22 protein-coding genes are annotated in these 26,864 nt (G+C 33.4%); 4 read left to right on the forward strand and 18 right to left on the reverse strand.

Going from position 1 to position 26,864, the window contains the following annotated elements:
- Positions 1 to 6: 6 nt before the first annotated feature.
- From ASE40_RS04710 to ASE40_RS04740, 7 genes are all read right to left on the reverse strand, one after another.
- Positions 7 to 1,515, reverse strand: a complete 1,509-nt coding sequence (locus ASE40_RS04710; RefSeq protein ID WP_057115659.1) for a RagB/SusD family nutrient uptake outer membrane protein — start codon at positions 1,513 to 1,515, stop codon at positions 7 to 9.
- A gap of 8 nt (positions 1,516 to 1,523) precedes the next feature.
- The gene (locus tag ASE40_RS04715) at positions 1,524 to 4,736 is read right to left on the reverse strand and encodes a TonB-dependent receptor (RefSeq protein WP_241774320.1); all 3,213 of its coding nucleotides are present in this window, start codon (positions 4,734 to 4,736) and stop codon (positions 1,524 to 1,526) included.
- 190 nt (positions 4,737 to 4,926) lie between these two features.
- Entirely contained in the window at positions 4,927 to 6,105 is a 1,179-nt protein-coding gene (locus ASE40_RS04720) for a FecR family protein (protein ID WP_057115664.1), read from the reverse strand.
- A 517-nt stretch (positions 6,106 to 6,622) separates the two neighbouring features.
- A complete protein-coding gene (locus tag ASE40_RS04725) occupies positions 6,623 to 7,186 on the reverse strand; it encodes an RNA polymerase sigma factor (protein ID WP_057115666.1) in 564 nt (187 codons plus the stop codon).
- Between the two features lie 387 nt (positions 7,187 to 7,573).
- Positions 7,574 to 8,230, reverse strand: coding sequence for a hypothetical protein (locus ASE40_RS22275; protein ID WP_008466087.1), 657 nt, complete (start codon positions 8,228 to 8,230; stop codon positions 7,574 to 7,576).
- A gap of 64 nt (positions 8,231 to 8,294) precedes the next feature.
- Positions 8,295 to 8,666, reverse strand: coding sequence for a YraN family protein (locus tag ASE40_RS04735; RefSeq protein ID WP_057115668.1), 372 nt, complete (start codon positions 8,664 to 8,666; stop codon positions 8,295 to 8,297).
- A 138-nt stretch (positions 8,667 to 8,804) separates the two neighbouring features.
- Positions 8,805 to 9,704: an LD-carboxypeptidase gene (locus tag ASE40_RS04740; RefSeq protein ID WP_082586756.1), complete on the reverse strand. Its 900-nt coding sequence runs from the start codon at positions 9,702 to 9,704 to the stop codon at positions 8,805 to 8,807.
- A 228-nt stretch (positions 9,705 to 9,932) separates the two neighbouring features.
- Here ASE40_RS04740 and ASE40_RS04745 point away from each other — a divergent pair, with 228 nt between their 5' ends.
- The 3 genes from ASE40_RS04745 to ASE40_RS04755 all read left to right on the forward strand — a co-directional run bounded on the left by ASE40_RS04745 (position 9,933) and on the right by ASE40_RS04755 (position 12,086).
- Positions 9,933 to 11,030 (forward strand): hypothetical protein, encoded by a 1,098-nt coding sequence (locus tag ASE40_RS04745; protein ID WP_057115992.1) that lies wholly within the window; start codon positions 9,933 to 9,935, stop codon positions 11,028 to 11,030.
- A 123-nt stretch (positions 11,031 to 11,153) separates the two neighbouring features.
- A complete protein-coding gene (locus ASE40_RS04750; protein WP_057115670.1) occupies positions 11,154 to 11,693 on the forward strand; it encodes a 3-hydroxyanthranilate 3,4-dioxygenase in 540 nt (179 codons plus the stop codon).
- Between the two features lie 81 nt (positions 11,694 to 11,774).
- Complete coding sequence (locus ASE40_RS04755) at positions 11,775 to 12,086, forward strand: hypothetical protein (RefSeq protein WP_057115672.1); 312 nt, start codon at positions 11,775 to 11,777, stop codon at positions 12,084 to 12,086.
- On the opposite strand, the gene ASE40_RS04760 is transcribed toward ASE40_RS04755, so the two are convergent.
- Together ASE40_RS04760 and ASE40_RS04765 are read right to left on the reverse strand one after the other, a co-directional pair.
- Positions 12,079 to 12,363, reverse strand: coding sequence for a type II toxin-antitoxin system RelE/ParE family toxin (locus ASE40_RS04760; protein ID WP_057115674.1), 285 nt, complete (start codon positions 12,361 to 12,363; stop codon positions 12,079 to 12,081). The genes ASE40_RS04755 and ASE40_RS04760 overlap by 8 nt on opposite strands.
- A gap of 55 nt (positions 12,364 to 12,418) precedes the next feature.
- Entirely contained in the window at positions 12,419 to 13,378 is a 960-nt protein-coding gene (locus ASE40_RS04765; protein WP_057115677.1) for an MBL fold metallo-hydrolase, read from the reverse strand.
- A 182-nt stretch (positions 13,379 to 13,560) separates the two neighbouring features.
- On the opposite strand from ASE40_RS04765, the gene ASE40_RS04770 reads away from it, so the two are divergent.
- Positions 13,561 to 15,114, forward strand: a complete 1,554-nt coding sequence (locus tag ASE40_RS04770) for an aldehyde dehydrogenase family protein (protein WP_057115679.1) — start codon at positions 13,561 to 13,563, stop codon at positions 15,112 to 15,114.
- 56 nt (positions 15,115 to 15,170) lie between these two features.
- Here ASE40_RS04770 and ASE40_RS04775 read toward each other — a convergent pair whose 3' ends face one another.
- From ASE40_RS04775 to nuoH, 9 genes are all read right to left on the reverse strand, one after another.
- Positions 15,171 to 18,026 (reverse strand): T9SS type A sorting domain-containing protein, encoded by a 2,856-nt coding sequence (locus tag ASE40_RS04775; protein ID WP_057115682.1) that lies wholly within the window; start codon positions 18,024 to 18,026, stop codon positions 15,171 to 15,173.
- Positions 18,027 to 18,508: 482 nt separating this feature from the next.
- Complete coding sequence (locus tag ASE40_RS04780; RefSeq protein WP_057115684.1) at positions 18,509 to 19,279, reverse strand: Bax inhibitor-1/YccA family protein; 771 nt, start codon at positions 19,277 to 19,279, stop codon at positions 18,509 to 18,511.
- Positions 19,280 to 19,446: 167 nt separating this feature from the next.
- Positions 19,447 to 20,838, reverse strand: coding sequence for an NADH-quinone oxidoreductase subunit N (locus tag ASE40_RS04785; RefSeq protein ID WP_057115686.1), 1,392 nt, complete (start codon positions 20,836 to 20,838; stop codon positions 19,447 to 19,449).
- A 66-nt stretch (positions 20,839 to 20,904) separates the two neighbouring features.
- Positions 20,905 to 22,344, reverse strand: a complete 1,440-nt coding sequence (locus tag ASE40_RS04790; protein ID WP_057115689.1) for a NuoM family protein — start codon at positions 22,342 to 22,344, stop codon at positions 20,905 to 20,907.
- A 10-nt stretch (positions 22,345 to 22,354) separates the two neighbouring features.
- Positions 22,355 to 24,238: an NADH-quinone oxidoreductase subunit L gene (gene nuoL / locus ASE40_RS04795; RefSeq protein ID WP_057115692.1), complete on the reverse strand. Its 1,884-nt coding sequence runs from the start codon at positions 24,236 to 24,238 to the stop codon at positions 22,355 to 22,357.
- 6 nt (positions 24,239 to 24,244) lie between these two features.
- A complete protein-coding gene (gene nuoK / locus ASE40_RS04800; protein ID WP_008466103.1) occupies positions 24,245 to 24,565 on the reverse strand; it encodes an NADH-quinone oxidoreductase subunit NuoK in 321 nt (106 codons plus the stop codon).
- Complete coding sequence (locus ASE40_RS04805) at positions 24,565 to 25,107, reverse strand: NADH-quinone oxidoreductase subunit J (protein WP_057115695.1); 543 nt, start codon at positions 25,105 to 25,107, stop codon at positions 24,565 to 24,567. Before ASE40_RS04805 ends, nuoK begins: the two co-directional genes overlap by 1 nt.
- A gap of 2 nt (positions 25,108 to 25,109) precedes the next feature.
- Positions 25,110 to 25,655, reverse strand: coding sequence for a NuoI/complex I 23 kDa subunit family protein (locus tag ASE40_RS04810; protein ID WP_057115699.1), 546 nt, complete (start codon positions 25,653 to 25,655; stop codon positions 25,110 to 25,112).
- A gap of 153 nt (positions 25,656 to 25,808) precedes the next feature.
- Positions 25,809 to 26,864, reverse strand: coding sequence for an NADH-quinone oxidoreductase subunit NuoH (nuoH, locus tag ASE40_RS04815; protein WP_057115702.1), 1,056 nt, complete (start codon positions 26,862 to 26,864; stop codon positions 25,809 to 25,811).

The raw sequence follows: 26,864 nt of genomic DNA on the forward strand, positions 1-26,864 counted from the left end.
TTGTTTTTAATAACCTGGGTTTTGTTTTAATCCACGATTGGCATCTAGAGCTGAGGTTGGAATTGGGAACAATTTTCTGAAAGCAGGAGATGCAGGTCTAAATTCATTTGCCAATAAAAATTTGTCAAAACGAATCATGTCTTGTCTTCTGTGTCCTTCCCAGTTTAGTTCGAATCCTCTTTCATTATAAATATCATCAAGAGTTGGGTCGTGATCTAAAGCATTTAACCCGGCACGCTGCCTTATTTGGTCTATGAAAGGTTTTGCAGCGCTTGGATTTCCTAAGCGTGCATTACATTCAGCCATCATTAAAATAACATCTGCATATCTGAAAATAGGGAAGTCGTTAGAAGCTCCTCCGCCCGTTCTTGGCGCTACAGGATAAAATTTCACGTTTCTAACTCCAGCTTGCGGATCTGCTCCTGGATTGTCTAATGAAGCAACATCAAGTGTATAATTGAAACCGCCTGGCTGTTCTCCAAATAAAAACTGTTTTCTGCGAATATCATTTACATCGTATTTTAAGAAAAATTCTTTAGGAACAATTGTACCGTTCCATCCGCTGAAACCAAATAGAGCTTGTGCGTGCGGACCATATAAACTGCGAACCGCATAAACGTTACGAGATACAACATCTAAGGTTGCGTAAATTGGTAAAATGGTTTCATCTTCAGGAAGTACATCTCCAAATAATTCATAATATTTACTTCCTAAAGGATTTGCAGCATCTGCCGCTCCTGAGTGAAGTGAAAATCCGCCTTCAGCAACTTTGTTACAAGCGGCTAAACATTCGCTCCATTTTGGAGTTCCTGTGTATACTTGAGCGTTCAGATATACTTTTGCCAGTAAAGTATAACCCGCCCATTTATTGAATCTTCCATAATAATTGCCACCTCTTGTTCCAGAAAGCAGTTCTACATTTTCGGTTAATTCTTTTACGATAAAATCATAAACTTCTTTACGGCTTGACTGCGGAATTTTATCAACAGTAATATTATTATCAGTAAAGAAAGGAACATCGCCATAGTCATCAATTAATAAATAGTAAAAGAAAGCTCTCAATGTTTTAGCTTCAGCAATTTTAGAAGCTTCGGCATTTGATTTTTCTAATAAACTAACCGCTAAATTGGCATTGAAAATAGATTTATAAAGCCAGTTCCAAGTGTTGTTGATAATGAAATCTGTTGGCAGCCATTCGTGTTTGTGCAGACGGGCGAAATCCTGCTGCCAGTCACCTGTATTTCTGTGCGGAATAACCTGCTCGTCTGATGACATACAGTTCATATCATACCAGCCATTATCTGCACCTGCATAACCAACACCAGAGGCATTATCTCTTACGAAATCACCAGGAACTTGGGCGTAAACGCTTGCAAGCGCTATATCAGCACCTTCTGGAGTTCCGTAAAAATCTTCTGCGGGATATTTATCGTACACATTTTCGTCTATATCTGTACAACTAAAAAGAGTCAGGAAACACAAGCTTCCTGTTATCAATATATTTTTAATTTTCATGTCTTTTACTATTTAAATTTTACAGTCAAACCAAACGCCACGCTTCTGGTACGAGGATAAATTCCTCTATCGCCTCCAAAGTTATCTTCAGGTCTGCCACTTCCGCTTACGTTCAATTCTGGATCAATACCTGAATAATCCGTGATCAGGAATAAGTTGTTTCCTGTAAGTGAAAGTCTAATAGTATCAATATATTTATCTGTGAAACGGAAAGTATATCCCGCTGTAAGATTTTCTAAACGAATGAAAGAACCATCTTCTAGCCATAAATCTGAACCGTAAGGAGAAGTATAAATTCCTTGATCTACGGCACTTGCCAAGACATTCGATTTACCAATGTTTTCTAATCTGCTTAAGTTAGAACGCAATCCGTTGTAGATTTTATTTCCTCCAGAACCTCTTAATAAAAGAGAAGCGTCAAAGTTTTTATATCTGTAAGATGGATTAAATGCAAAAGTATAAGTTGGTAAAGCAGAACCAGCGTAGTAACGATCTGGACTTTTTACACCTTGATCAATTATACCATTTCCGTCGCGATCCAAAACAGTTTCAACATTGTTTTCGTTTTTGCCGGTATGTTCTAGAATATAAAATGCTCCAATTGGTTTTCCTTTTACCAAATAAGAGTTTGCGGCTCCCCAACCCACATAATCAGTGTTTAAAGGAACGCCATTAATGCTTCCATCTAAATTTAGGACTTCATTTTTCATAAATGAAGCGTTTCCTGCCAAAGTCAATGTGCTGTTTTGTGTTTTAATAACGTCGTAAGCAAGAGAAACCTCAATACCTTTGTTTGAAATGCTTCCCACGTTTGCCTTAATAGTAGGATAAGGATAAGGAGGTTGAGGTACTGTATAATCAAATAATAAATTTTCTGTTTTAGAATCATAAACATCGACAGTTCCTCTTAATCTGTTATTTAAGAGTGCGAAATCAAGACCTAAATTGGTTTGTTTTTTGGTTTCCCACTTCAAATCGGCATTTGCATTTTGGGTGATTATGTAGTTTGTAATTGGCGAACCTCCAAAATAAGTCGTTCCGCTGCTGCCTACTAATGAAATTGAGTTTTGCGGATAAAGTCCTTGCTGGTTACCCGTTTCTCCATATCCTACTCGAAGTTTTAATTCGTCAAACAAACGTTGGTTACGCATAAATGGTTCTTTTTCAATTTGCCATGCAACAGATGCAGAAGGGAAATTTCCCCATTTATTATTAACACCAAACACTGAAGAACCATCACGACGGATACTGGCTGTAACTAAATATCGATCTAATAAAGAATAGTTTACTCTCGCTAAAAATGAAGCTAAAGTTCTGTCGTTTTTATAGGTTTCAATATCGCCAGGACGAATTTTTGTCAAATCTCCTAACTGAAGTGCATTATAAGTGGCTTTATCATTAATAAAACCTCTTACTTGTGCAAAACTTCCCTGATACATCTGATTTTGCCATTCGTATAAACCTAATACGTTTATACTGTGTACGCCAAATGTTCTCTTGTAATTCAAACTAAAGTTCGTAAGTTTCTCATTTTGTCTGCGGTTTCTAACATTTCCATAACCATTTTGATCAATGGCATAAGCACTTGTTGAAACTACAGGAAGATAATAACCTTCGGTTGTATTTGTTTTTCTCCAGCTTCCAAACCAGCTAGCCTTTAGACCTCTAGCCAAATCTAAATCAGCTTTTAAACTTGCAAATAAGTTGTCATTTTCTGCATCATTTGAAACAGATTGAGCCGTTGCATAAGGATTTAAATATTGAAATACATTAGGATCTGTAAAATAAGTTCCATCAGTATTGAAAACTGGATCTGTTGGTCTTACTAAATATGCGTTAGTAATTAAGTTTGAAGTATACGCTGCAGTTCCAATACTTTGAATAATGCTGGTTGTATTATTAATTCCCGTGTTTAAATTAAAAGTTAAACTTAATTTATCATCAAGTGCCAGTTGAGTTGCTTGAATACGCCCAATGTATTTTTGATTACTTGAATTAATTACAACTCCATCTTGCAAAATCGCAGTTAAAGAAGCTCTATAATTAAATTTATCAGTTCCTCCACCAAAAGAAAGTGTATGAGTTTGTGTTAAACCAGTTTGTGTCAAAAGGCCATACCAATCTGTATTAGAACCATGATTTGCAGATGCAGGTACGCCAACACTTTGTGCAGTGGCCCACCACTCGTCAGCATTTAACATGTCTAATTTTTTTGGAATAAAATCTAAAGATGTAGAACCAGTATATTCCATAGTAGTTTTACCTGCTTTATTCTTTTTAGTGGTAATTATAAGGACACCCGGCGCACCGCGAGAACCATAAATGGCAGTTGCAGAAGCATCTTTTAGAATATCATAACTTTCAATTTCGCTAGGGGGAACTTGGCTCAGCAAATCCATATTTCCCTGAATTCCATCAACAACTACCAAAGGATCACTTCCGCCAATTAAAGAAGAAATTCCACGAATACGAACACTTGGACCAGAACCTGGCTCGCTTCCTAACTGTGTAATATTAACACCTGCAGCTTTTCCCGCAATTAATTGTAACGGATTTACAATCGCACCTTGATTCATATCTTTAGCACCAATAGACGAAACAGCACCAGTTACATCTCTTTTGGATGTTGTACCATAACCAACAACTACAATTTCTTGCAAATCGGTTGCATCTGGAAGAAGCTGAATATTGATAACGCTTTGGCTGGCAACTACTTTTTTCTCTTTATATCCAACAAAAGACACAACAATTACCGATTGGCTACTTTCAACCGTAAGCTTGTATTTTCCGTCAAAATCAGTTACCATTCCGTTTTTTGTTCCCTCTTCAATAACAGAAGCGCCAGGTAAAGGCATACCATTTTCATCGGTAATTATACCTGAAACGGTTTGCTTTTGAAATTCAATTACCTGTGTTTTAAGTTCGGGCTTCTTAAGTATGATTTGCGTATCACGAATTTTAAATTCGGTTGGAGTTCCTTTAAAAAGTTTGTCTAAAACCACATATATAGATTGATCTTTTACAGAAATTGAAACGGTTCGATCTAAGTCGATGTCGCTCAATTTGTAAATAAATCTAAAATCTGTTTTTTGTTCAATGGTCTCAATAACCTTTTCGATTGTTGAATTGTTTAATTCAAGGGTAACTTTTGTCTTTTGGGCATAAGTATTCCCTCTAATATTAAACATGGCGACCAAAATAAGTAGTGTAGTTAGTTTCAATTTTAGGTCATTTTGGAACAATGAGTATAGAAACCCATTATTCTTAGATTTTTTTTTCATAATTTTGTTAATTGATTGTAGTTAATTCGTTATATTCAATCACTTAGTAAATCGGAAATTGTTCGCAGCTCTTTCCGATTTTTTTATTCTAGTATTCTTTTTTCCTCATAAATTTTCATTGGGTTAGTGGTTATTTAATTAGTATTTGATTGTTTTTTATGGTGTAATTAATGCCATGAATTTCATTAAAATAACTCATTACATTTTCTATAGATTCTTCTTTAAAACTTGCATTAAATTTCTCGTTCGCCAGTTTTTCATTTTTATTAATGATTGTTACGTTATAGCGTCTTTCCAGTTTTGTAATAATGTTTTTGAAAGTCATGTTTCTAAAAGTCAATCCGCCCTCTATCCAAGAAGTATAAATTTCTGTTATAACGGGTTTTGTGAAAATTGAAGCGTTTTGTTTGTTGAAACTTCCTTTGAATCCTGGTTTTAGAATAGTGTTTTTACTCGCATCAAAATCTTCATTAGAACGATACATTCCAACGGAACCTTCTACTAGGACAACATCGGTAAGAGCATCTTCAGGGTAATTAGAGACGTTAAAGTGAGTTCCTAAAACGCGCACGTTTAGTTCGTCGGCATTTACAATAAAAGGATGTTTTTTATCTTTTGCTACATCAAAAAATGCCTCACCGTCAAGATATACCTGACGATTTTGACCGGCAATAAATTTTACCGGATATCTCAAAGTTGTTCCAGAATTTAAATGTACCAAAGTTCCGTCTGATAATTCTAAACGGAATTTTTTACCAAATGGAATTTTAAGAGTATTGTAGGTTAACTTCTCAGAATCTGTTTCTTTTTCATAAACCAGTTTGTCTCCGTCTTGATTTCCAACAATATTTCCATTTTTATCATGAACCTGCACTTTTCCATTTTCTGAAATAATCTGAACACTTCCGTCTTCCATTTGCAAAACGATATCTGTGTTTTTAAAATCGAAAGGAACTTCAGCAACTTTATTAGAAAAAACTTGTTTGTAGGCAAAACCAATTCCAAGCAATACCAAAAGAGATGCAGCAATAGAAATATATATTCTACGATTTGATTTTTTAGAATGAAGTTCAATGACGTTTTCTTCTTCTTTTCCTGCAGTTAAAATATTGTTGAAGATAGAGTCTGCTTTTTCAGCCTTCATTTTTGGCATTTCGTTTAAGAGCTTTTGTACATCTTCAACTGTCGGGAAATCTTCTGTAAGTTTGTTACTACGGCAATAGGCAATTACTTGTTCTGTTTCTTCGGCAGTACATTGATTGAGAATAAACTTTTGTAAAAGCGTTTTTATTTCAGAATTTGAATTCATTAAGAATGTTTTTAGGTTCTGTGTTTATATAATACAGTTGAAGAGAAGGCGAGTACTACTCAAACGTTGTAAATTTTTAAATTTTAACATTTGAAACAGTTTTTGATTTTTTATGTAGTTGATTTTTAGTCTTTTGAAAAAATTTTTTTTTTTAAATAATTAATGATTAACCAGTTTGTCATCTAGAAGAATTTCCACAAAGAATAAAATTTATAGCCAAGCTTACAAATGCTAAAGTTTATTCAATTGCCTCCAGTTTTAACTGGAGGTCATAAAATGCTTCATGATACTAGGCTTTAGACAAAATAAATAGTTTGGCTAAAGCCTTTCGTGCGGTTTCATTATAAACCTCCAGCTAAAACTGGAGGCAATTGAATTTTTTAGCGACAGATTTAAAATATTAAAAAGGGATTTTAATCAGTGGAAATCCTTTAATCTGTGGCTAAAAAAAAGATCAAAGTTTTAATCAAAAAAAATCACTCCGAAGAGTGATTTAATGGCATTATTGTGGTTTTGGTTAGATAATTTCATCGTGAAGTTGAAAAAAACCGCGCATCGATTCGAGCGCTTTACTCATTTGGTTCCGGACCGTGTTTATCGAGATTCCGAGTTCCTGACTTATTTCTTCATAGCTCATTCCTTTTTTCCGAGACATTTTAAAAATCTGCCGTCGTTTGGGTGGAAGCTGCTTTATGGCTTGTTTTCGGAGTTTTTTGCAATCGGCTTCGCGAACTGCATAGTCACCGTATTCATGTGTTTTCTGACTTTCGTAGAAAACGGCTTCTTTCAATAAAATTTCATTCGCAGCTTTATTCAAAACATTAAAAGCCTGATTTCTTGCGATTGTAAAAATGTAAGATTTAAAAGATTGTTCAATATCTAAATTCTCACGGTTGAGCCAAACCTTCAAAAAAACATCCTGCACATTTTCCTCCGCTGCCTCTTTTGATTTTAGAAGACTGATGCTGTATCCATAAATATCTTGGTGGAATAAATCAAAAAGTTGGCGAAAAGCTTTTTCGTTTCCGTTTTTGAGTTCACTTACCAATAATTTTTCACTATGGTTGGCAGCTTCTAACAATTTAATTCGCTTTTATTTAATTCTAATGGTATTAAACTATCAAAATAAGAGGTCGGAGATCTGACTTCATGGCAAATATATAAAAATATTATTCGCAACAAATTATATATAAAAAAACTTAATTCTTATTTTCAAGTAGTTTTTTAAATAAAAGAGGCAAAAAGTACTGGCAAGTCGCTTTCACGCAAGTAAGTGTCAGATTAACGCTTTTGTAAAATAAAATTTAATTTAGAATTTGACTTTTGAGAATATTCTTATTTGCGAAAAATGAAATTTAGTCGAAAATGATAATTTCATTTCAAAAAAAATCCTTTTATCTTTAAATAAAAAGACAAAAGGATTATGAGTAAGAGAATCAAAAATGATTCTTAAATATTATAAATTGGATTAGTTTTTCAAATCTTTAATTACTTTAAAAGCAACATCAACCTGATCTTCTCCAACTAAAATTGTAAATTCATTTGAAGTAGAAATTACCTCATTAATAATAATGCCTTCCCAAGCTAAACGCTGGAAAATGAAGTAATAAATACCAGGAACTACAATATTTTCTTTTGGTAATTTTACAGTAATTGAAGCTAAATTATCTAATTTTTGAATTAATTTTTCTCTCATAAAGTGTTTTTCAACTAAGTGATTTACACTGCTGCTGACAACGATATTGGTTTCGTTTACACCACGAGATGAGGTATAGAAGATATCTGATAAAGCATTAATATCAGAAATTAAATCGGCTTGTTTGTTTAGAACAGTTTCAGAAGCTGCAAAAGTGTAATCTGTAAGTTCAGAACGAACCGTAATTTCACCTATGTTTTTAATTACTTTATTGATTTTGTGGTTTAGTTTAAAATCTAGTTCTTCCGTAAGTCGTTTTAAAGACATTACAACAGCGCCTTGTTTTACTTCTTTTCCAAACTCACTTTCTAATTCGGTCATAATATTTCGCGAAAGTGAAGTTAGGTTAATAATTCCGAGTGATAGGGCATTTAATAAAAATGGTTTTGTTTTAATGTAGTTTTCTACAATAGAAGAAACAGTTTTCATAATTCTTTTTTTTTTTNATAAATAAAAAAACAAATTGTTACAATTATAACAATAAAAAATTATGTTAAAAATGATAAAATGCGTCGGTAAGATGTTCAATTGCAAATGATTCGCCGTATTTATGGATGGCAACGATGTCAAAACGGATTTCAATATCTTCACCAAAATCCCTTTCCCTATCGTTTATGTAGGCATTTACTGCTTTAATGAGTAATTGAATCTTTTTTGGCTTGACAAAATCCTGCGGCGATCCAAAATCTAAACTTGAGCGCGTCTTTACTTCGATAATTGCTAAAATGGATTTTTTTTGAGCAATTATATCTATTTCGGCTTTTTGAAAAACATAATTTCGCTCTATAATTTTATAACCATTTTCCTCGAGATGTGCAGCTGCGAGATCTTCTCCTAATTTTCCTAAATCATTATGTTCTGCCATGTTCTTTTTTGTTTCAAGTTTCAGGTTATTTGCATGCAAAGACGCGAAGTCGCTAAGAGTATTTAACTTGGCGGCTTCGCGTCTTTGCGAGATTTTTTATGTGGTATTCTTGAGTTTCCTTACTAGGATTCGGTGATATTATTTTTTAAAAGTAACAGTACTTCCAGAAGCAGTAACTTCCATAGAAACGGTATTTCCCATAATTAAAGCTCTGTTGTCTCTAATGTGACCGGCTGGGAAATTGAAAATTACGGGAATATTATATTTCTTTGTGACGTCGTCAATAATCTCTAATGCATTTTTCCCCCACGGAACTTCATTGTCTTTCATACTTGTCATACCTCCAATGATTATTCCTTTTAGATTTTCGATACATCCATTTCGTTTCAAATTCATCATCATACGATCGATATGATAAAGATATTCATCTAGATCTTCGATAAATAAAATTTTATCCCTGCAGTCAATGGCAGACGGAGAACCTAATAAACTATATAAAATAGAAAGATTACCGCCAACCAATTCTCCGGTAGCGCTTCCTAAACGATTCATTGGAGTTGGACTGATAGAATATGAAATTGGTTCGCCAAACAAGCTTGCTTTTAACGAACTCACTGCGTCTGGAGTTGCTCTAGGAACAGTTACGGGCATAATACCATGAATAGATTTATAGCCCATTGTATTTAAATGATTGTGCAAAACAGTAACGTCACTAAAACCAATAACCCATTTTGGATGTTGTTTGAATTTGGTAAAATCTAATAAATCTAACATCCTAACAGTTCCGTAGCCACCGCGAACACACCAAATAGCTTTAATATTCGGATTATCTAATTGTTTTTGAAAATCGGCTGCTCTCTGTTCGTCAGTCCCTGCTAATTGATGATAGTCTAATCCGATTGTGCTTCCAACTACGGCTTCTAAGCCCCAGCTGTGGAGTAAATCTATAGTGGGTTTTAAATTGTCATCAATATTTTTTCTGGCTGTTGCCAAAAGAGCTACAGTATCTCCTTTTTGTAAATAAGGTGGTGTTATCATGTTTTGTTGAGATTGACAAGTGAATGATTGAAAAGCAAAAGTAAGAAATGCGATTTTATAAAGAACAAAGTGTTTTTTATTAAAGAAAAGGTTTTTCATTTTCATATTAATTTGCTTTTTCATTTTTTGTATGAAAGACAAATATAAAAAATTTAGAGGTTAAAATTATTTGAATTTTCTTACAATTAAATAAAATGCTTAATATTGAACTTTTTAAAAGTAAAATTTATGCATTTTATTAAGATTAGTTTTTTGGTAATTATCCTTAATTCCTTTCAGGTTTATCCGCAATCCAAAAAATATAAAATACACACTATAGCATTTTACAATTTTGAGAATTTTTACGACACAATAGACGATGCATTTACAAATGATGATGAATGGACACCAAATGGAGCACAGCATTGGACAACAGAAAAGTATCAGCAAAAATTAAAAAATCTGGCGAGAGTTTTATCGGAAATTGGTACACCAGAAAATTCAAATGCTCCGATTATAATTGGAGGCTCTGAAATCGAAAATCGTGGTGTTTTAGAAGATTTAATTAAGGAGCCAAAACTACAGCAGTTCGATTTGGGAATTGTTCATTTCGATTCGCCAGATAAGCGAGGTATTGACGTTGCCTTACTTTATCAGAAAAAATATTTTCGGCCAGTTTCTTTTTCAAACATTCCTTTAATTATTTATAAAAAGAATATCGCAAAGAAAGAAGAACTCTCGGAAGATTTGGATGATGAAGTAGAAGTAAAAAAAGAAAACAATAATCGTGTTTTTACTAGAGACCAGCTTTTGGTTTCAGGTTTTTTAGAAGATGAAGAAATACATATTATAGTGAACCACTGGCCGTCACGCTCTGGCGGTGAAAAAGCTACTAGTTTATTTCGGGAAGCAGCAGGAAAATTAAACCGAAAAATTATCGATTCCTTACAGCGTATTAATCCGAGAGCAAAAGTTTTGACAATGGGAGATCTTAATGATGGACCATTGAATAATAGTGTAAAAACTGGTTTAGGAGCAAAAGGAAAAAAAGCTGATGTTCCAGAATTTGGCGTTTTTAATCCGTTTGAAGAAATGGCAAATAAAGGAATGGGAACAATTGCTTTTCGAGATTCCTGGAACATATTCGACCAGATTATCATGACGGAATCTTTTCTCAAAAATGATTTTTCAACATTTAATTTTTGGAAAGCGGGAATTTTTAAAGCACCGTATCTTATTCAGACTTCAGGACAATATAAAGGTTATCCGCTTCGAAATACATTGGCAGAAGCAGGTTTTAGTGATCATTTTCCAGTATATATTTATTTGATAAAAGAGGTTCAATAATTTTCAGTCGTAGTCGCAGTTTTCAGTCACAGTTTTAACTGAAAACCGAGACTGTGACTGAATACTAACTAACGACTGAAAACTTTTCACTAACTTAGCTTTTCATAATTTAGTATTTAAAAAATGGCTATAGCAAAACCTTTTAACCTGACACAATGGATTGACGAAAACCGTCATTTATTAAAACCGCCTGTTGGAAATAAAAATTTATATGTTGATTCTGGAGATTATATTGTAATGATTGTTGCGGGGCCAAATGCTCGAAAAGATTATCATTATAATGAAACAGAAGAACTTTTTTATCAGTTAGAAGGCAATATAAAAGTCGTTATTCAAGAAGATGGTGAACGCAAAGAAATGGAATTAAATGCCGGTGATATGTATTTGCATCCTGCTAAAGTGCCGCATTCTCCAGTGCGCTCAGAAGGCTCTATAGGATTAGTTATTGAACGTAAACGTGCTGGAAAAGGGTATACAGATGGGTTGCTGTGGCATTGCGATAAATGCAACCACAAACTTTACGAAGTATATTTTGAATTGCACAATATCGAGAAGGATTTCCTTCCTCATTTTGAGCATTTCTACAATTCAGAAGAATTAAGAACATGCGATAAATGTGGAACAGTAATGGAAACTGATCCAAGGTTTACGGCGAAGAAATAATAATGAAAAACCACAGAAATCATATATTTATGTGGTTTTTTTGTATTTTTGTATTAAAAATGAGATAAAAAAGGATCAATTATGATACAAGAAGTAATCGCATATAAGAATATAATAGATAATATTGAAGATTTAATGGATAAATCTCCGTATAAAAAAAATTATATTATAGAAAAAGTTGGTATCCCTAGTCCGACATTTTACAGAAAATTAAAAAGCCGGACTTTTACTGCTGATGAAGTATTATCTATTGCTAAAATACTTTCTCCAGAAGAGAATTTTATGTTAGAATTAAAAAGTGAAATTGAGCAAGGAAAGCGAGATATAAAAAACGGAGATTTTATAACTCATGAACAAATGTTAGCTAAGCTTAAGAGTAAAAATCTTATATAAAGTTTATGGGTTTTTGTCGATTATTATAAAAAGAAATCAATTCGATATGATCTTCATTAATTTGATAGTACAACGTAACGTTTTTTGAAATAGTCATACTTCGACATTTTAATTTTGAATTATATTTTCCAAGCATAGGATTGTTTTCTAATAAAGTTATGATTTTTAAGACATCTTTAATGAATTTTTGAGCTATGACTGGCGACCAAAATTGTTCAAGGTAATTGTAAATATTATCAAAGTTATACTCTGATTTTTTAGACCAAATAATCTTCATTATGAATTTGAATATTCGGCTAAAATATAAAAAATAACTTACAAATTTATCGCTTTTACAACTCAACTCTTTTTCCTTGTTCGGGATAGATTATCTTCAATCCCAAATCATTTTGATCCTTTAACTGCTGTTTAATCTTGGTAATATTTTTAGCAGGCGGTTTTAAATGTGTAATAATGATTTTGAAATTTTTTAAGGAATCTTTTCCAGCTAATTCTTCCAAAATGTGAAGTTCTTTCATTAAATAATTTGGGGTTAAATGACCAAATAAAAATTTATCAGGCTGTTCGTTCGGAAAAGAAACTTCAATAAAAATTCCTTTTAATTGTTTGGCTTTAACCAAAGGTGCAACTGCTGTCCATAAATCACGGAGATTATTGCTTTTTTCAACTTCATCTGGTCCGGTATCTCCTAAATAAAGCACATAATTATTTTCATTTTTAACTAAAAAAGCAGTGCTTTCAAAAGGATTAACATGACTTAAAGAAAATGCTTTAACCGTCATTTTTGTATTGGTTAGAGCAGTCTCTTCATTCAAATTTAAAGTTTGAAAATGGTATTTTTTTAAAGGAAATCCAAGACCTGCATCACCAAAATTGGCCCAAATCTGATCATTGAAATAATGATTTTCCATCATTTCCATACATTTATTAGTTGCGTAAACTGTTTTAGAAGAATCAGCAGGAGAGTTAATAATTAATCCCGAAACGTGATCTAAATGCGCGTGCGAAATTAGATAACCTTTAATGTATTTTCGTAAGACTTCATTAGTTGAAACTTTGAATGATTTCTTTTCAATCGCTTTTTCAATTCCTGCGTTTATAGTTCCTGCATCTAAACAAATAAAATCTTTTGTGTTGGATGGTGCTACTAAATAAGCCGAAAGATTTTTTTCATCGATACCGCCTTTCACACCTAAAGGCACAACTTCAAATGAAGATTTTTGCTCTTTCTGAGAAAATATATTAGTTGAAATTAAAAGAAAGCAAACTAAAAGCCGACTGAAAACGCTCATATTTTTTATTTTAAGTAATGCAAATTTCATTAAATAAATTCAATTTATGCCATTTCATTTCTGTTAATACTATTAAATAACCTTAAATTTACTTCTCTTTATAAATTAACTACAACTAGAAATTAATTCTAAAACGATATCTTTACATAAAAAATATAACAATTTTAACTAAAAAAGTTACAATGACAACAATAGCATCACAATTTGGCATGAATGAAGCTTTGGAAAAGCTGGGAATAAAACTAGTGAATGACGGAACTTCAACAGGAACAGAAAATTTTGCGTCGGGCGAAGTTTTGGATAGTTTTTCTCCAGTAGACGGAAAATTAATTGCTTCGGTTAAAACTTCAACTCTTGAAAATTATGAAAAAGTAATGCGTTCCGCTACAGAAGCTTTTAAAACTTTTCGATTGATTCCTGCGCCGCAGCGTGGTGAAATTGTGCGTCAGTTTGGGGAAAAATTGCGACAAAACAAAGAAGCACTTGGAAAATTGGTTTCTTACGAAATGGGAAAATCATTGCAGGAAGGTTTTGGTGAGGTTCAGGAAATGATCGATATATGCGATTTTGCAGTTGGATTATCTCGTCAGCTTCACGGATTAACAATGCATTCTGAAAGACCAGGGCACCGTATGTATGAGCAATATCATTCACTTGGAGTTGTCGGAATTATTTCGGCATTCAACTTTCCTGTGGCGGTTTGGTCCTGGAATACGGCTCTGGCTTGGATTTCGGGTGATGTCTGTGTTTGGAAACCTTCTGAAAAAACTCCACTTTGCGGAATTGCCTGCCAAAATATTATTGCTCAAGTTATTAAAGAAAATAATCTTCCAGAAGGAATTTCATGTTTACTAACTGGAGATTACACTATAGGGGAGTTATTGACAAAAGACACTCGTATTCCATTAATTTCTGCTACTGGTTCTACAAGAATGGGGAAGATTGTAGCCCAAGCTGTTGCAGGAAGATTAGGTAAATCTTTATTAGAATTAGGCGGAAATAATGCCATTATAGTTACTCCAGATGCAGACATAAAAATGACTGTAATTGGAGCTGTTTTTGGAGCTGTGGGAACTGCAGGACAGCGTTGTACTTCAACTCGAAGATTGATTATTCACGAAAGTATTTATGATAAAGTAAAAGATGCGTTAGTAGCTGCTTATAAACAATTAAGAATCGGAAATCCTCTTGACGAGAACAATCATGTTGGACCTTTAATTGATATGCACGCTGTGGAATTGTACGCAGCAGCTTTAAATAGAGTAGTGGCTGAAGGCGGAAAAATTATAGTTGAAGGCGGAGTGCTTTCTGGAGAAGGTTATGAAAGTGGCTGCTATGTAAAACCTGCAATTGCAGAAGCAGAAAATTCATTTGAAATTGTACAGCATGAAACTTTTGCTCCTGTTTTATATTTGATTAAATATTCTGGAGAAGTAGATAATGCAATTGAAATTCAAAATGGTGTTGCTCAAGGATTATCATCAGCAATTATGACGAATAATTTGCGTGAAGCCGAAAGATTTTTGTCTGTTACAGGTTCTGACTGTGGAATTGCAAATGTAAATATCGGAACTTCAGGAGCAGAGATTGGCGGTGCTTTTGGCGGTGAAAAAGAAACTGGAGGCGGGCGCGAATCGGGTTCTGATGCTTGGAAAATCTACATGAGACGCCAGACGAATACAATTAATTATACCACAAACCTTCCTTTGGCACAGGGGATTAAATTTGACTTGTAATATTTTAATTAAAAAATAAAAAAGGCTTCCAGATTTGGAAGCCTTTTTGTTTAGTTTTATTTTTTTAATAGTGTTTGATTAAATGAACCGTCGGTTGTGTAAATTTTGGCTAGATAAGTTCCAGGAATTAAACTGCTTGTATCAATACTTTCAGTTTGTTTTCCAGAGGTAATAACTAAATTTCCAGAAATATTATAAATAATAACTTTCTCGACTTTTTGATTTGGATCTGACAAATATAAAGTACTTGAAACTGGATTTGGATATAATATTATTTTCGAATTAGTGCTTTCAGCTACTAAAGCATCGCTTGCTGGTGCAACTTTTAATGTACTGCCTCCATAAACTGTACTGATGTAAAACAAATTTGCAACAGAACCTTTTGTTATAGTATGTGAACCTGCAGCGATTGATGCTGTTACAATACCTGCCGATGCAGTATAAGAAACATTGTCGACTTTAATTGTTCCCGTAAAATTGGAGTCAAAAACCAAAGTTAATGTCGACGTACTTGTAGTTGTATAGGTAATAGTAGTACTAGATTCTATTTTTAAACGCTCTGTTAATGTTAAACCGTTATAGGTTACAGATCCAGGTGTAGAATTCATATTTCCTGTAATTGCATAAAATGAACTCGTTTTTCCAGATGTAGTAAAGTTATGAATTTCACTTCCTGATGAGCCTGTCGAAACAGTAATCGTTCCAGATGCTGTTACTGGAGATCCTGCTGTTCCAGAAGTCGTTACAGAATATGATACATTTGCTGTTGGTGTTCCTGTAATAGTTATTGTTTTTGTGGTTGTATTTTTTACAAAGCTTAATCCAGAAGCTGGTAGTCCAGTAACGGCTGCGTCTATGGCATTTCCGCCCCAAGTAAATACGATTGTGCTAATTGCGGTTCCAGAAGCGACAGTTTGACTATTGTTTCCAGAAGAAGTTAAAGTTTGGTTTCCTGCCGCAGTCACGGTTATAGTTCCAGATCCAGTTGCTGGCGAGCCGCTAGTTCCAGAAGTTGCAATTGAGTAAGAAACAGTTGCAGTTGGTGTACCAGTAATAGTTATTGTTTTTGCAGTTGTATTTTTTACAAAAGTTAATCCAGAAGCTGGTAATCCTGTTACAGTTGCATCTGTTGCATCACCGCCCCAAGTAAAAACAATTGAACTTATCGCTGAACCACTTACGACAGTTTGATTATTATTTGCAGATGAAGTTAATGTTAAAGTCTGAGTTCCTGCAGGCGGATTACCTTCTCCTTGTACCGAAACTAAAGTCCCTGTATAATTTGTCAGTGCCGTTTTTAATGCAGTAATTACTAATGATGAAGTATCGTCAGTTGCATTATTAAATACCCACTGTAAATCACCTCCTGAAACACGTCCGGCATATTGCGTTGTTTTCGTTTTTGCTGTTGATGGCTGATCGATTACAAGGTTTTTCACGTATAAAGCAGCATCAGTATCAAAATTATTATAGGTATTCGCTCCCGATTTAGATTTCACAGAACTGCTTACAACTTCACCTCTTGTTGTAGCTACGTAAGCATCAAAATCTGTTGTAGAGCTGATTTTTCCTGCTATATTGTATAAAGGATTTGGATCATTGTAAGCTACGAAACGCATATTGTTTGTTCCATTTGAAGCATCAAAAGTATTGTTGAAAGCTTTGATGCTTCCTCCAGCTTCGCCAGAAAATGTTCCCATTGTACCAGCATTGTTCACTTGATTGGCCTCGTCCCAAATATCAGTTCCTTGAAGAGAAGTCAACATTGGATGTTTACTATTTCTAAAATAATTTCCTTCTACAAATAAGGAAGATCCCAATGTAGATCCTGAGCCATATTTTGCAACCCCATCAAAATAATTGTTATAAATGTGAGCGGAATAATAACGAACCCTTGGATGACGAGAATCAGAATGATCGAACCAGTTGTGATGATATGTTATGTACAAACCAGATGTTGTTCCTTCACTTAATCCTAAAAGACTGGCTTTTCCATTATCCCAAAAGTGATTGTAAGACAATGTAATATAAGTTGAAGTTTTATTGTCTAATGCGCCATCTCCTTTTATTTGATCGGCATCACTTCCTGCATTTCCATAAAATAAATCACAATTGTGAACCCAGACATGATCATTATCTTGCTGCATTCCAACATTATCTCCAGCTGTACTGTTGCAATTCATGAAACCAAGATTGTTGACCTCTATGTTAGAAGCCGATTTCAAACGAACGCCCCATCCATTAGCTACAGCATCATTACCAATTCCTTCAAAAGTTACATAACTTGAAGCATTGTTAGCATTTTCAATTACAACATCGCCACCTTCCATGACAGTCATATCAGTAATATTTCCGATCAAACGAATGATAAACGGACGAGTGTCTTTTCCTTTCTTAATAGCATAAAGAATATTTTGTAAACCAATGCAAGGATTTGTACTTGCTCCGGTAATATTCATTGAAATCGTGTTTTTGGTATTTTGTGTAATGTAAAGAATAACGGCATTATCCTTCGGAGTACCGTCAGCTTTATATCCACCGGGAACACGTCCGCCTTCAAAAGCAAATCCATTTCTGTCATGAGCAGCTACAGTTAAGTTGCTTGTAGTAGCTCCAGTTCCTTCTGTCCCATTTACGACAGGTTTTACTTTTACAGTATAAGTCCCAGCTTTCAAGCCTGGAATGTCAGCACGAAAATAAGATCCATAACTTCTAATAAGCTGATCGTCTATTTTTTTGTCTGTAAATCCGTTTCCAGTATAATAAACATTGTAAGACTGCGCACCACTAACAGGCTGCCATTTAACAAATGCTGTTTCTAACCAGCCTGAAGCTTCGGTAATTGTTAGTGATTGAGCCCATAACTGAGCTGTCATGAGAAAGACAACCAATAAGAGTAGGTTTTTTTTCATAATTGTGTGGTTTAAGAATGTTAATAATAGTAAGTGGTTTTAATACCGTTACAAGTGGTTAATTGTAATCGATTACACAAAAATATATATTAATTCTTAAATCAATAATTATTTTATAAAAAAAAAGATAATAACAAAAAATATTAGCGTTTAAAATATTAAAAATGTAATAAATTGCATTGATTGTAATTTATTACATATTTTGAATATTGGCAAAATGCTTAATTTTATTAGTATTTTGTGAATTTCATTTTCTAATATGTGATTTAATAATAAAAATGCATTTTTTTTAATTACATTTATTACATTATAAAATTTTGTAAGAATAAACTTTGTTTGTCTTTTAAAATATCAGAAATAGTTTTAAAAATGAAGAAGTTAATTCCGTTTTAGAAATAGGGAAAAAAAGATTTGAATTGATTGCAACAAAAAAGCCTTTCTGATTTTACTCAAAAAGGCTCTTAATAATATTAAATAGATTATTAGTCTTTGCTTGATAGTTTAGCTAGAAGTCTTAAGAATTCAATATACAACCAAACTAATGTGATCATTAGCCCCATTGCACCATACCATTCCATAAACTTGGGCATTCTTTCTTGAACACCTTTTTCAATTAAATCAAAATCTAAGAATAGATTAAGAGCAGCTACAATAATCACAAAAACGCTGATACCAATGCTCATCATTGAATTTCCATAATGAACAGGAGTAAAGCTTGTAAACATTGATATAAGCCAAGAAATTAAATAATAAGTTGCAATGGCCAACGTAGCTGCAATCACAACAGATTTAAATTGTTCGGTAACTTTAACAATTTTGAATTTGTATAAACCTAAACAAACTAAGAAAGTTACTAGAGTTGCTCCAACTGCATTAATTACAATTCCAGGAAATTTCAATTCAAATATGGCAGAAATCCCTCCAATAAATAAACCTTCAAACAATGCATATCCTGGAGCTAAATAAGGTGAAGCCTGAGGTTTAAAAGCAGAAACAAGTACCAGAATAAAAGCAACTATTGCTCCTCCAATTGTTGGCAGCATCGGGTTCATTCCATTAAAAGCCATCCACCATGTTACCATAGCGGCACCACATAAAATTAGAAATAAGATTGCCGTTTTATTAATTGTTCCAGACAAAGTCATTTCTTGATTGTAATCAATAATTTGAGCTTGGTGTACTTCTTCAGCTTTTGAAGTTGCACTAGAAAAACGCTTACTGTTTAAAAACGGATTTTTTGAATTAAAGTTCATAATTTAATACATTTAATTGAACTCAAATATATGGAGATTTTTTGAAGTGCAATTGAATGAGAGAAATTTTTAACATGAATTTCTCTTCCTTATTTACCGTATAAAAAAAATCCACCAAAACTAAATTGATGGATTCTTTTATATTTTAATTTAAGAAGAAATCTTATTTAATTCAAAAGATCTAAAACTAATGAAGGGAATAAACCTAATGCAATATTTAATACAATAGACACTACTGCAACGGCATAAATAAGAAATGGTTTTCCAGTTCTTTCTTGATTTGGTTCTTTAGAATACATTGCTATAATTAGTTTGAAATAATATCCAACACTTATAATAGAATTGATTACGGCAACAATTACTAGACCAATATATCCTGCTTGGATAGTTTGATTGAATAAGAACAACTTCGCAAAGAATCCAGAGAAAATAGGAATTCCAGCCATTGATAATAATGAAGCTGTAAGAATAGCAGCCAATAACGGATTTGTTTTTCCTAAACCATGAAAGTTTGTAATGTCTTCATTGTCATGATCTCTGCATACATATAAGATTACACTGAAAGCAGCGATCCCAGCCAAAGCATAAGCAGCAGTGTAATATAATAAAACACCAGCAGAAGCAGAAACAGTTAATAATGTCATTAACATGAAACCAGCATGAGAAATTCCAGAAAAAGCAAGCATACGTTTAACGTTTACTTGTCTTAATGCCATAATATTACCAACAGACATTGAAGCGATTGAAATGATAACCACTATAACTTCAAACGTATGTAAAAGATCTTGGTTTTCTAATGAAGAAATGAAATTCATACCAGCAATTAATTTGAATAAGGTAGCAATTGCGACCACTTTTGCCAATGTACTCATCAAAGCTGTTGTTAAAGCTGGCGAACCTTCGTAAACATCTGGAGCCCAGAAATGGAAAGGAACTGCAGCAACCTTAAACAACATTCCAACTACCATTAAAATCATTCCGATAGGAAACCAGATTGGTAATTCTGCAGACAATGCACTTTCGTGTATTTCACTGATGTCAAAACTTCCCATTGCTCCATAAATCAAACAAATTCCAAATAAAATAATACCTGAAGCAAATGATCCCATTAAGAAATATTTCATTCCCGCTTCGTTACTTTTTAAATTTAAACGTTCGCTGGCCGCTAAAACATATAAAGCGATTGATAAGATTTCAATACCTAGAAAGAACATTGCTAAGTTTCCAAAAGAAACCATTGCAACAGCTCCGGCAAGTAAGAATACTTTAATTGCCACGAAATCTGAAATTTTTGATGGATGTTTGTGATAAAAATTATGGCTTAATGCTACAAGGAAAATCGTCAAAACGATGAATAACGATGAAAAAGCTGTAGAGAACTTTGACACTGCTATCATATTGTTGTAATAACTTTGTTCAGTTCCAAATTCGTAGAAATTAAGAGCAAAGACACCCAGTAAACCAACAATGGTAATAGGAACGATGGCTTTTCTTAAATTAAGAATTTCAAACAATAGGCAGAAAATACCCAATCCTGTTATAGCTATTAATGTATTCATTTTTGTCTTTTTGAGTTAGGATTTCAAATCATGATTGTAATCCTAATTTATTTTTTGTTTAAAATATTAGTTCTTATTGATAACTTGTAAAATCGTTTCCAAGCTTGGTGTGATCAAATCTGTAATTGGTTTTGGATAAAATCCGAAGAACAATAAAACAGCAATTATTACTGCAAATGAAATTCCTTCGTTCAAAGAAACATCTGCAAAAGTTTTAGAATTGGTTTCGCCTAACATTACATGCTGGAACATTCTCAACATATAATAAGCTCCCAAAATAATTGTAGTTCCTCCCAAAATTGCAAACCAAATATTGATTTGAGATAAACTGTATAAAACTGTAAATTCTCCAACAAAGTTAAAAGTACTTGGCAATGCAACAGAAGCTAATACTAAGATTAAAAACATTGAAGTAAATTTTGGAGACTGCGTACGGATACCGCCCATTTCTCCAATTTCTCTAGTTTCAAATCTTCTGTAGATTACTTCAGCAGCAAAGAATAATCCAACTACCACAAAACCGTGAGCGATCATTTGTAAAACAGCACCTCTTAAACCATCAAGAGTTAAAGTGTAACATCCTGCAGCAATTAATCCAACGTGAGCAAGAGAAGAATAAGCTAATAATTTCTTCAAATCTTTTTGTCTCAATGCAACGATCGAACCGTAGATTACACCTGCAATTCCTAAACCAATAAAGATATACATGTATTCTTTAGCAGCAATCGGCGCAAGAGGCAATTGCCAGCGAATTACACTGTACAATCCCATTTTTAGCATGATACCAGATAAAAGCATTGTTCCAACAGTTGGTGCTTTTTGGTAAACATTTGCCTGCCAAGTGTGGAAAGGAATAATTGGAATTTTAATAGCATAAGCTAAAAAGAAAGCCAAGAAAATCCAGAATTGCTCGCAAGCAGATAACTCTACTTTATATAAATCTTCAATTAAGAAAGAACCAGCTTTTTGATATAAATAAATGAAAGCAGTTAACATGAATAATGAACCAGCAAGTGTGTAAATAAAGAATTTAACCACAGCTTTTCTGCGTTCTTCAGCATCGCCATTACCCCAAATTAAAGCAATAAAGTAGATTGGAATAAGTGCTAACTCCCAGAAAATATAATATAAAAGACCATCAGCAGCTAAGAAAGTTCCAGTCATAGCAAAAGCCATAAACAAGATTAAAGCATAAAAACCTTTAGCATTTTTATATTCATTTCCGAAAGAAGAAAATATGATAATCGGAGTTAAAGCTGCAGTTAGTAAAACCATTGCAAGTCCAAGTCCGTCAGCATTTAAAGCAAAAGAAATTTTTGGTTGTGTAATCCAGCTGTTGATTACGCTGATATTTTCACCAGCTGAGAAATTATTCAATAATACAATTGAACATCCTAAAGCGGCTAAACTAAAAAGTAAAGCAACTTTCGAAGCTAGTTTGTCACCAGAAAAATAAGTGGCAAATGCACCAATTAAAAGTATAATTAATATAGTAGAAACGTTCATAGTAATAATATTATTGAGCTAAAAATATATAGGAAACAATTGCACAAAGTCCTAAAACAAAAACAAATAGATATAATCCTATACTTCCGGTTTGTAATTTTTTTCCTTGAAAAGCAATTTCGTTTGCTATTTTACCTAATCCAAAAACAAGAGCAGATAATCCGGTTTCGATATAATCTCTAAAGAATTTAGATAAACTATTAACAGGTGCTACAAATACAGCATCGTAAATTTCGTCTACATAATATTTGTTGTATAACACTTTACTTAAACCAGTAATATTTTCATCAGATTCTGGAACATTATCTTGTTTGAAGTATTTTACGTAAGCAATTAAAATTCCAAGTACTCCGCCTAAAACAGCGACACCCATTAGAGTATATTCTGTTGTGCCTAAATGATGTTCTTCACCAGCCACTTTTGTGAAAAGAGGAGCAAGATATTCATTCAACCAGCTGTTTCCAGGTAAACTGATTAATCCGCCAAAAGTTGCTAGAATAGCTAAGATGATAAGTGGAATTGTAATTAATGAACCACTTTCGTGTAAATGATGTTTTTGCTCTTCAGTTCCTCTAAATTCTTTGAAGAAAGTCAAGAACATTAATCTAAACATATAGAAAGCTGTCATAATTGAAGCAATAGAGCCAACAACGTATAATGGAATACTGTGGTGGAAAGCTGTCAATAAAATTTCATCTTTAGAAAAGAATCCAGAAAAGAATGGAACTCCTGAAATTGCCAATGAAGAAATTAACATGGTCCAGAAAGTAATTGGCATTGCTTTACGCAGTCCCCCCATTTTACGCATATCTTGCTCTCCGTGTAATCCGTGAATCACTGATCCAGAACCTAAGAATAAACAAGCTTTAAAGAAAGCGTGAGTGATTACGTGAAATACTGCTACTTCGTAAGCTCCAAATCCTAATGCTAAAAACATTAATCCTAATTGTGAAACTGTAGAGTAAGCGAGTACTTTTTTAATATCAGTTTGAACCAATCCAATTGTAGCCGCAACTAATGAAGTGATCGCTCCAATAATTGCAATTACGTTTTGAACATCGTGAGCTAAATCAAAAACAAAGTTTAATCTCGTTACCATAAAGATACCCGCAGTAACCATTGTAGCAGCGTGGATTAATGCAGAAACTGGAGTTGGTCCAGCCATCGCATCAGGTAACCAAGTGTATAACGGAATTTGAGCAGATTTACCACAAGCTCCAATAAATAAACATAAAGCAGCTAGGGAAAGTAATGGTAAGTTTAAATTAGAAGCTCCAGCAATTGCCGTTTTTAAAGTTGCATAATCTAATGTAGAGAACATCGAACCAATGATGAACATACCGATTAAAAGACCTAAATCTCCAATTCTGTTCATGATGAAAGCTTTTTTAGCAGCATCATTGTAATCTTGGTTTTTATGCCAGAATCCAATTAATAGGTAAGAACAAAGTCCAACACCTTCCCATCCGATGAAAAGAACTAATAAGTTGCTTCCAATTACAAGTGTAATCATGAAGAAAACGAACAAGTTTAAGTAAGCAAAAAACTTGTGCATGTTTTCGTCATCATGCATGTAACTAATAGAGTATAAATGAATCAAAGATCCAATTCCAGTTACGAAAAGTAACCAAAGAACAGATAATTGATCTAATAAAAATCCAAGATTGATTTTTAAGTTGCTGATTTGAATCCAATCAAATAAAGTAACCTGAATTCCTTTTCCAGTTGCTGTTATTTGATTAAAAAGTAAAAGAGAAACTACAAAAGAAATTGCTACGGCAATAGTTCCGATGGCACCAGAAACTGTTTTTCCTAAGCTTTTTCCAAAAAAGACATTTACTAGAAAACCTAGTAAAGGAGTTAAAACTAAAATTAAAGCTAAATTGGTATCCATTTCTGATTATCCTTTTAAATTTTTTAAATTATCGATACTAATTGAGCCGATATTTCTAAAAATAGAAACTAAAATGGCCAATCCTACCGCAACTTCGGCTGCAGCAACTGCCATCGAGAAGAACACAAACACTTGTCCTTGTGCGTCTTGATGATAAGTTGAAAAAGCAACAAATAAAAGGTTTACCGCATTCAACATAATTTCGATAGACATGAAAACGATAATAGCATTTCGTCTGTACAATACACCAAAAATACCAATACAGAAAAGTACAACACTTAAAAAGATGTAGTTTTCAATACCTATTTGATTTAATATATTACCCATTATTTATTATTTAATTTTTCTTTTTTAGACAATAGAACTGTTCCAATCATTGCAACTAAAAGTAAGATTGAAGCAAATTCGAACGGAACCATATACTCGTTCAATAATATTTTACCTAAAACTTTAATCGATTGGAAATCTTCTCCAGTAGAATCGTATTCGCCAACAATTGGTTTAGAATTGATGAAAAGCGCAATCAAAACGATTAATATCAAACAGAAAGATACAATTGCACCTAAACGTGTAATTCTAGGACGGTGTACTTCTCGCTGTTCGTTCAGGTTCATCAACATAATGGTAAACAGGAACAGAATCATAATAGCTCCAGAATAAACTATTATATGTACAACTGCTAAGAACTGAGAATTTAATAATAAATAATGACCAGCAATTGAAAAGAAACAGATCACTAAATAAATAGCCGAGTGAATTGGATTTCTGCTGAAAATTGTCAAGAAAGCAGTAATAACTGTAATAAACGCTAAAAAGCAAAAGATAACTTGAACAGTAGTTGCGTGTGCAAAATCAGGAATATGTATCATTTTTAGTTCGCGTTTTTAAGTTGAGCATTTTTCATAGCCATTTCTAAAGGCATCACTAATTTGTCTTTTCCGAAAATGAAATCTTCTCTTTCGTAACTTGCAGGAACTAAAACTTTAGAAGTAGTTAAGTAAATAGCGTCTTTTGGACAAGCTTCTTCACACAAACCACAAAAAATACAACGAAGCATATTTATCTCATAAATCTCAGCGTATTTTTCTTCTCTATACAAATGTTTTTCATCCGGTTTACGCTCAGCAGCTTTCATTGTAATAGCTTCTGCAGGACATGACAAGGCACATAATCCGCAGGCAGTACAGTTTTCACGACCTTGCTCATCGCGTTTCAACATATGCTGACCACGATAAACTGGACTCATTGTACGCACTTGCTCAGGATAGTGAATAGTCACTTTTTTTCTGAATAAGTGTTTCAATGTGATAAACAATCCTTTTACAATCGCCACAAGATACATTCGCTCTAAAAAAGTCATCTCTTTATTAGAGACCATCTTTTTTCTACCCGATAATGATATAGTTTCTATTGACATTTTTACTATTATATTTTATGATTTATAATTTGAGATAATCAAATTCAAAATCTATTTTGTTTTTATTTGAAGCTTAATCCTACTGTTCGCTGTATCTTTTATTGTTCGAACAAAAAGATTATTGCTTATAGAAGGGCTAGTGCATTACGGTTCTTAGAATCCTAAAGCAGCTGCAATATCGTGTCTTAAGATAACAACGCCCGTAATCATAATATTAATAATCGAAAGCGGAATTAAAATTCTCCAGCCTAAGTTCATTAATTGGTCATATCTAAATCTTGGAATTGTCCAACGAACCCACATGTAGAAAAATATGAAGAAACATATTTTAGCAAACAATACCGCGATTCCTAATAAGTTACCAGCATTAACGCCAACATTTTCTACCATCCACTCCATTCCTGGGTAATTATATCCTCCAAAGAATAATACCGAAATAATAGTTGCAGAAGTAAACATACTCGCATATTCAGCAAACAAATAGAATCCCATTTTCATTGACGAATATTCTGTGTGGTAACCTCCAATTAATTCTGATTCGCATTCTGCTAAGTCAAAAGGAGTTCTGTTAGTTTCTGCAAACGAACAAATTAAGAAAATTAAAAACGACAAAGGCTGATAGAAAACATTCCAGTTCATTCCTTGCTGTTGTAATGACATTTCTTTTAAGCTCATTGTTCCAGTCATCATCAATAATGCAATCATCGATAATCCCATAGCAATCTCGTAAGAAACCATTTGAGACGCCGCACGAACAGCCCCCATTAATGAGAATTTATTGTTAGAAGCCCATCCACCAATCATGATACCGTAAACTCCAACAGAAAGAACTCCAAATATGTATAACAAAGCAATATTAACATCTGTTGCCTGAAGGATAACTTCTCTTCCAAAAACATGAAGTCTGTCTCCCCACGGAATAACAGCACTTGTCATTAAGGCTGTACTCATTGCAATTGCAGGACCTACAACAAATAAAAATCTATTTGGGGTATTTGGAAAAAATTCTTCTTTAGAGAATAATTTCATACCATCGGCAAGCGGCTGTAATAAACCTCCCCAACCTGCGCGGTTTGGACCAACACGGTCTTGTAAGAAAGCTGCAACTTTACGCTCAGCCCAAGTAGAATACATCGCCATAATCATTGTTACGGCAAAAACCACAACAATTACAACACTCTTTTCTATAATAAACGCACCATCTACCAT

It is taken from the genome of Flavobacterium sp. Root935 (assembly GCF_001429295.1).
Classification (GTDB): domain Bacteria; phylum Bacteroidota; class Bacteroidia; order Flavobacteriales; family Flavobacteriaceae; genus Flavobacterium.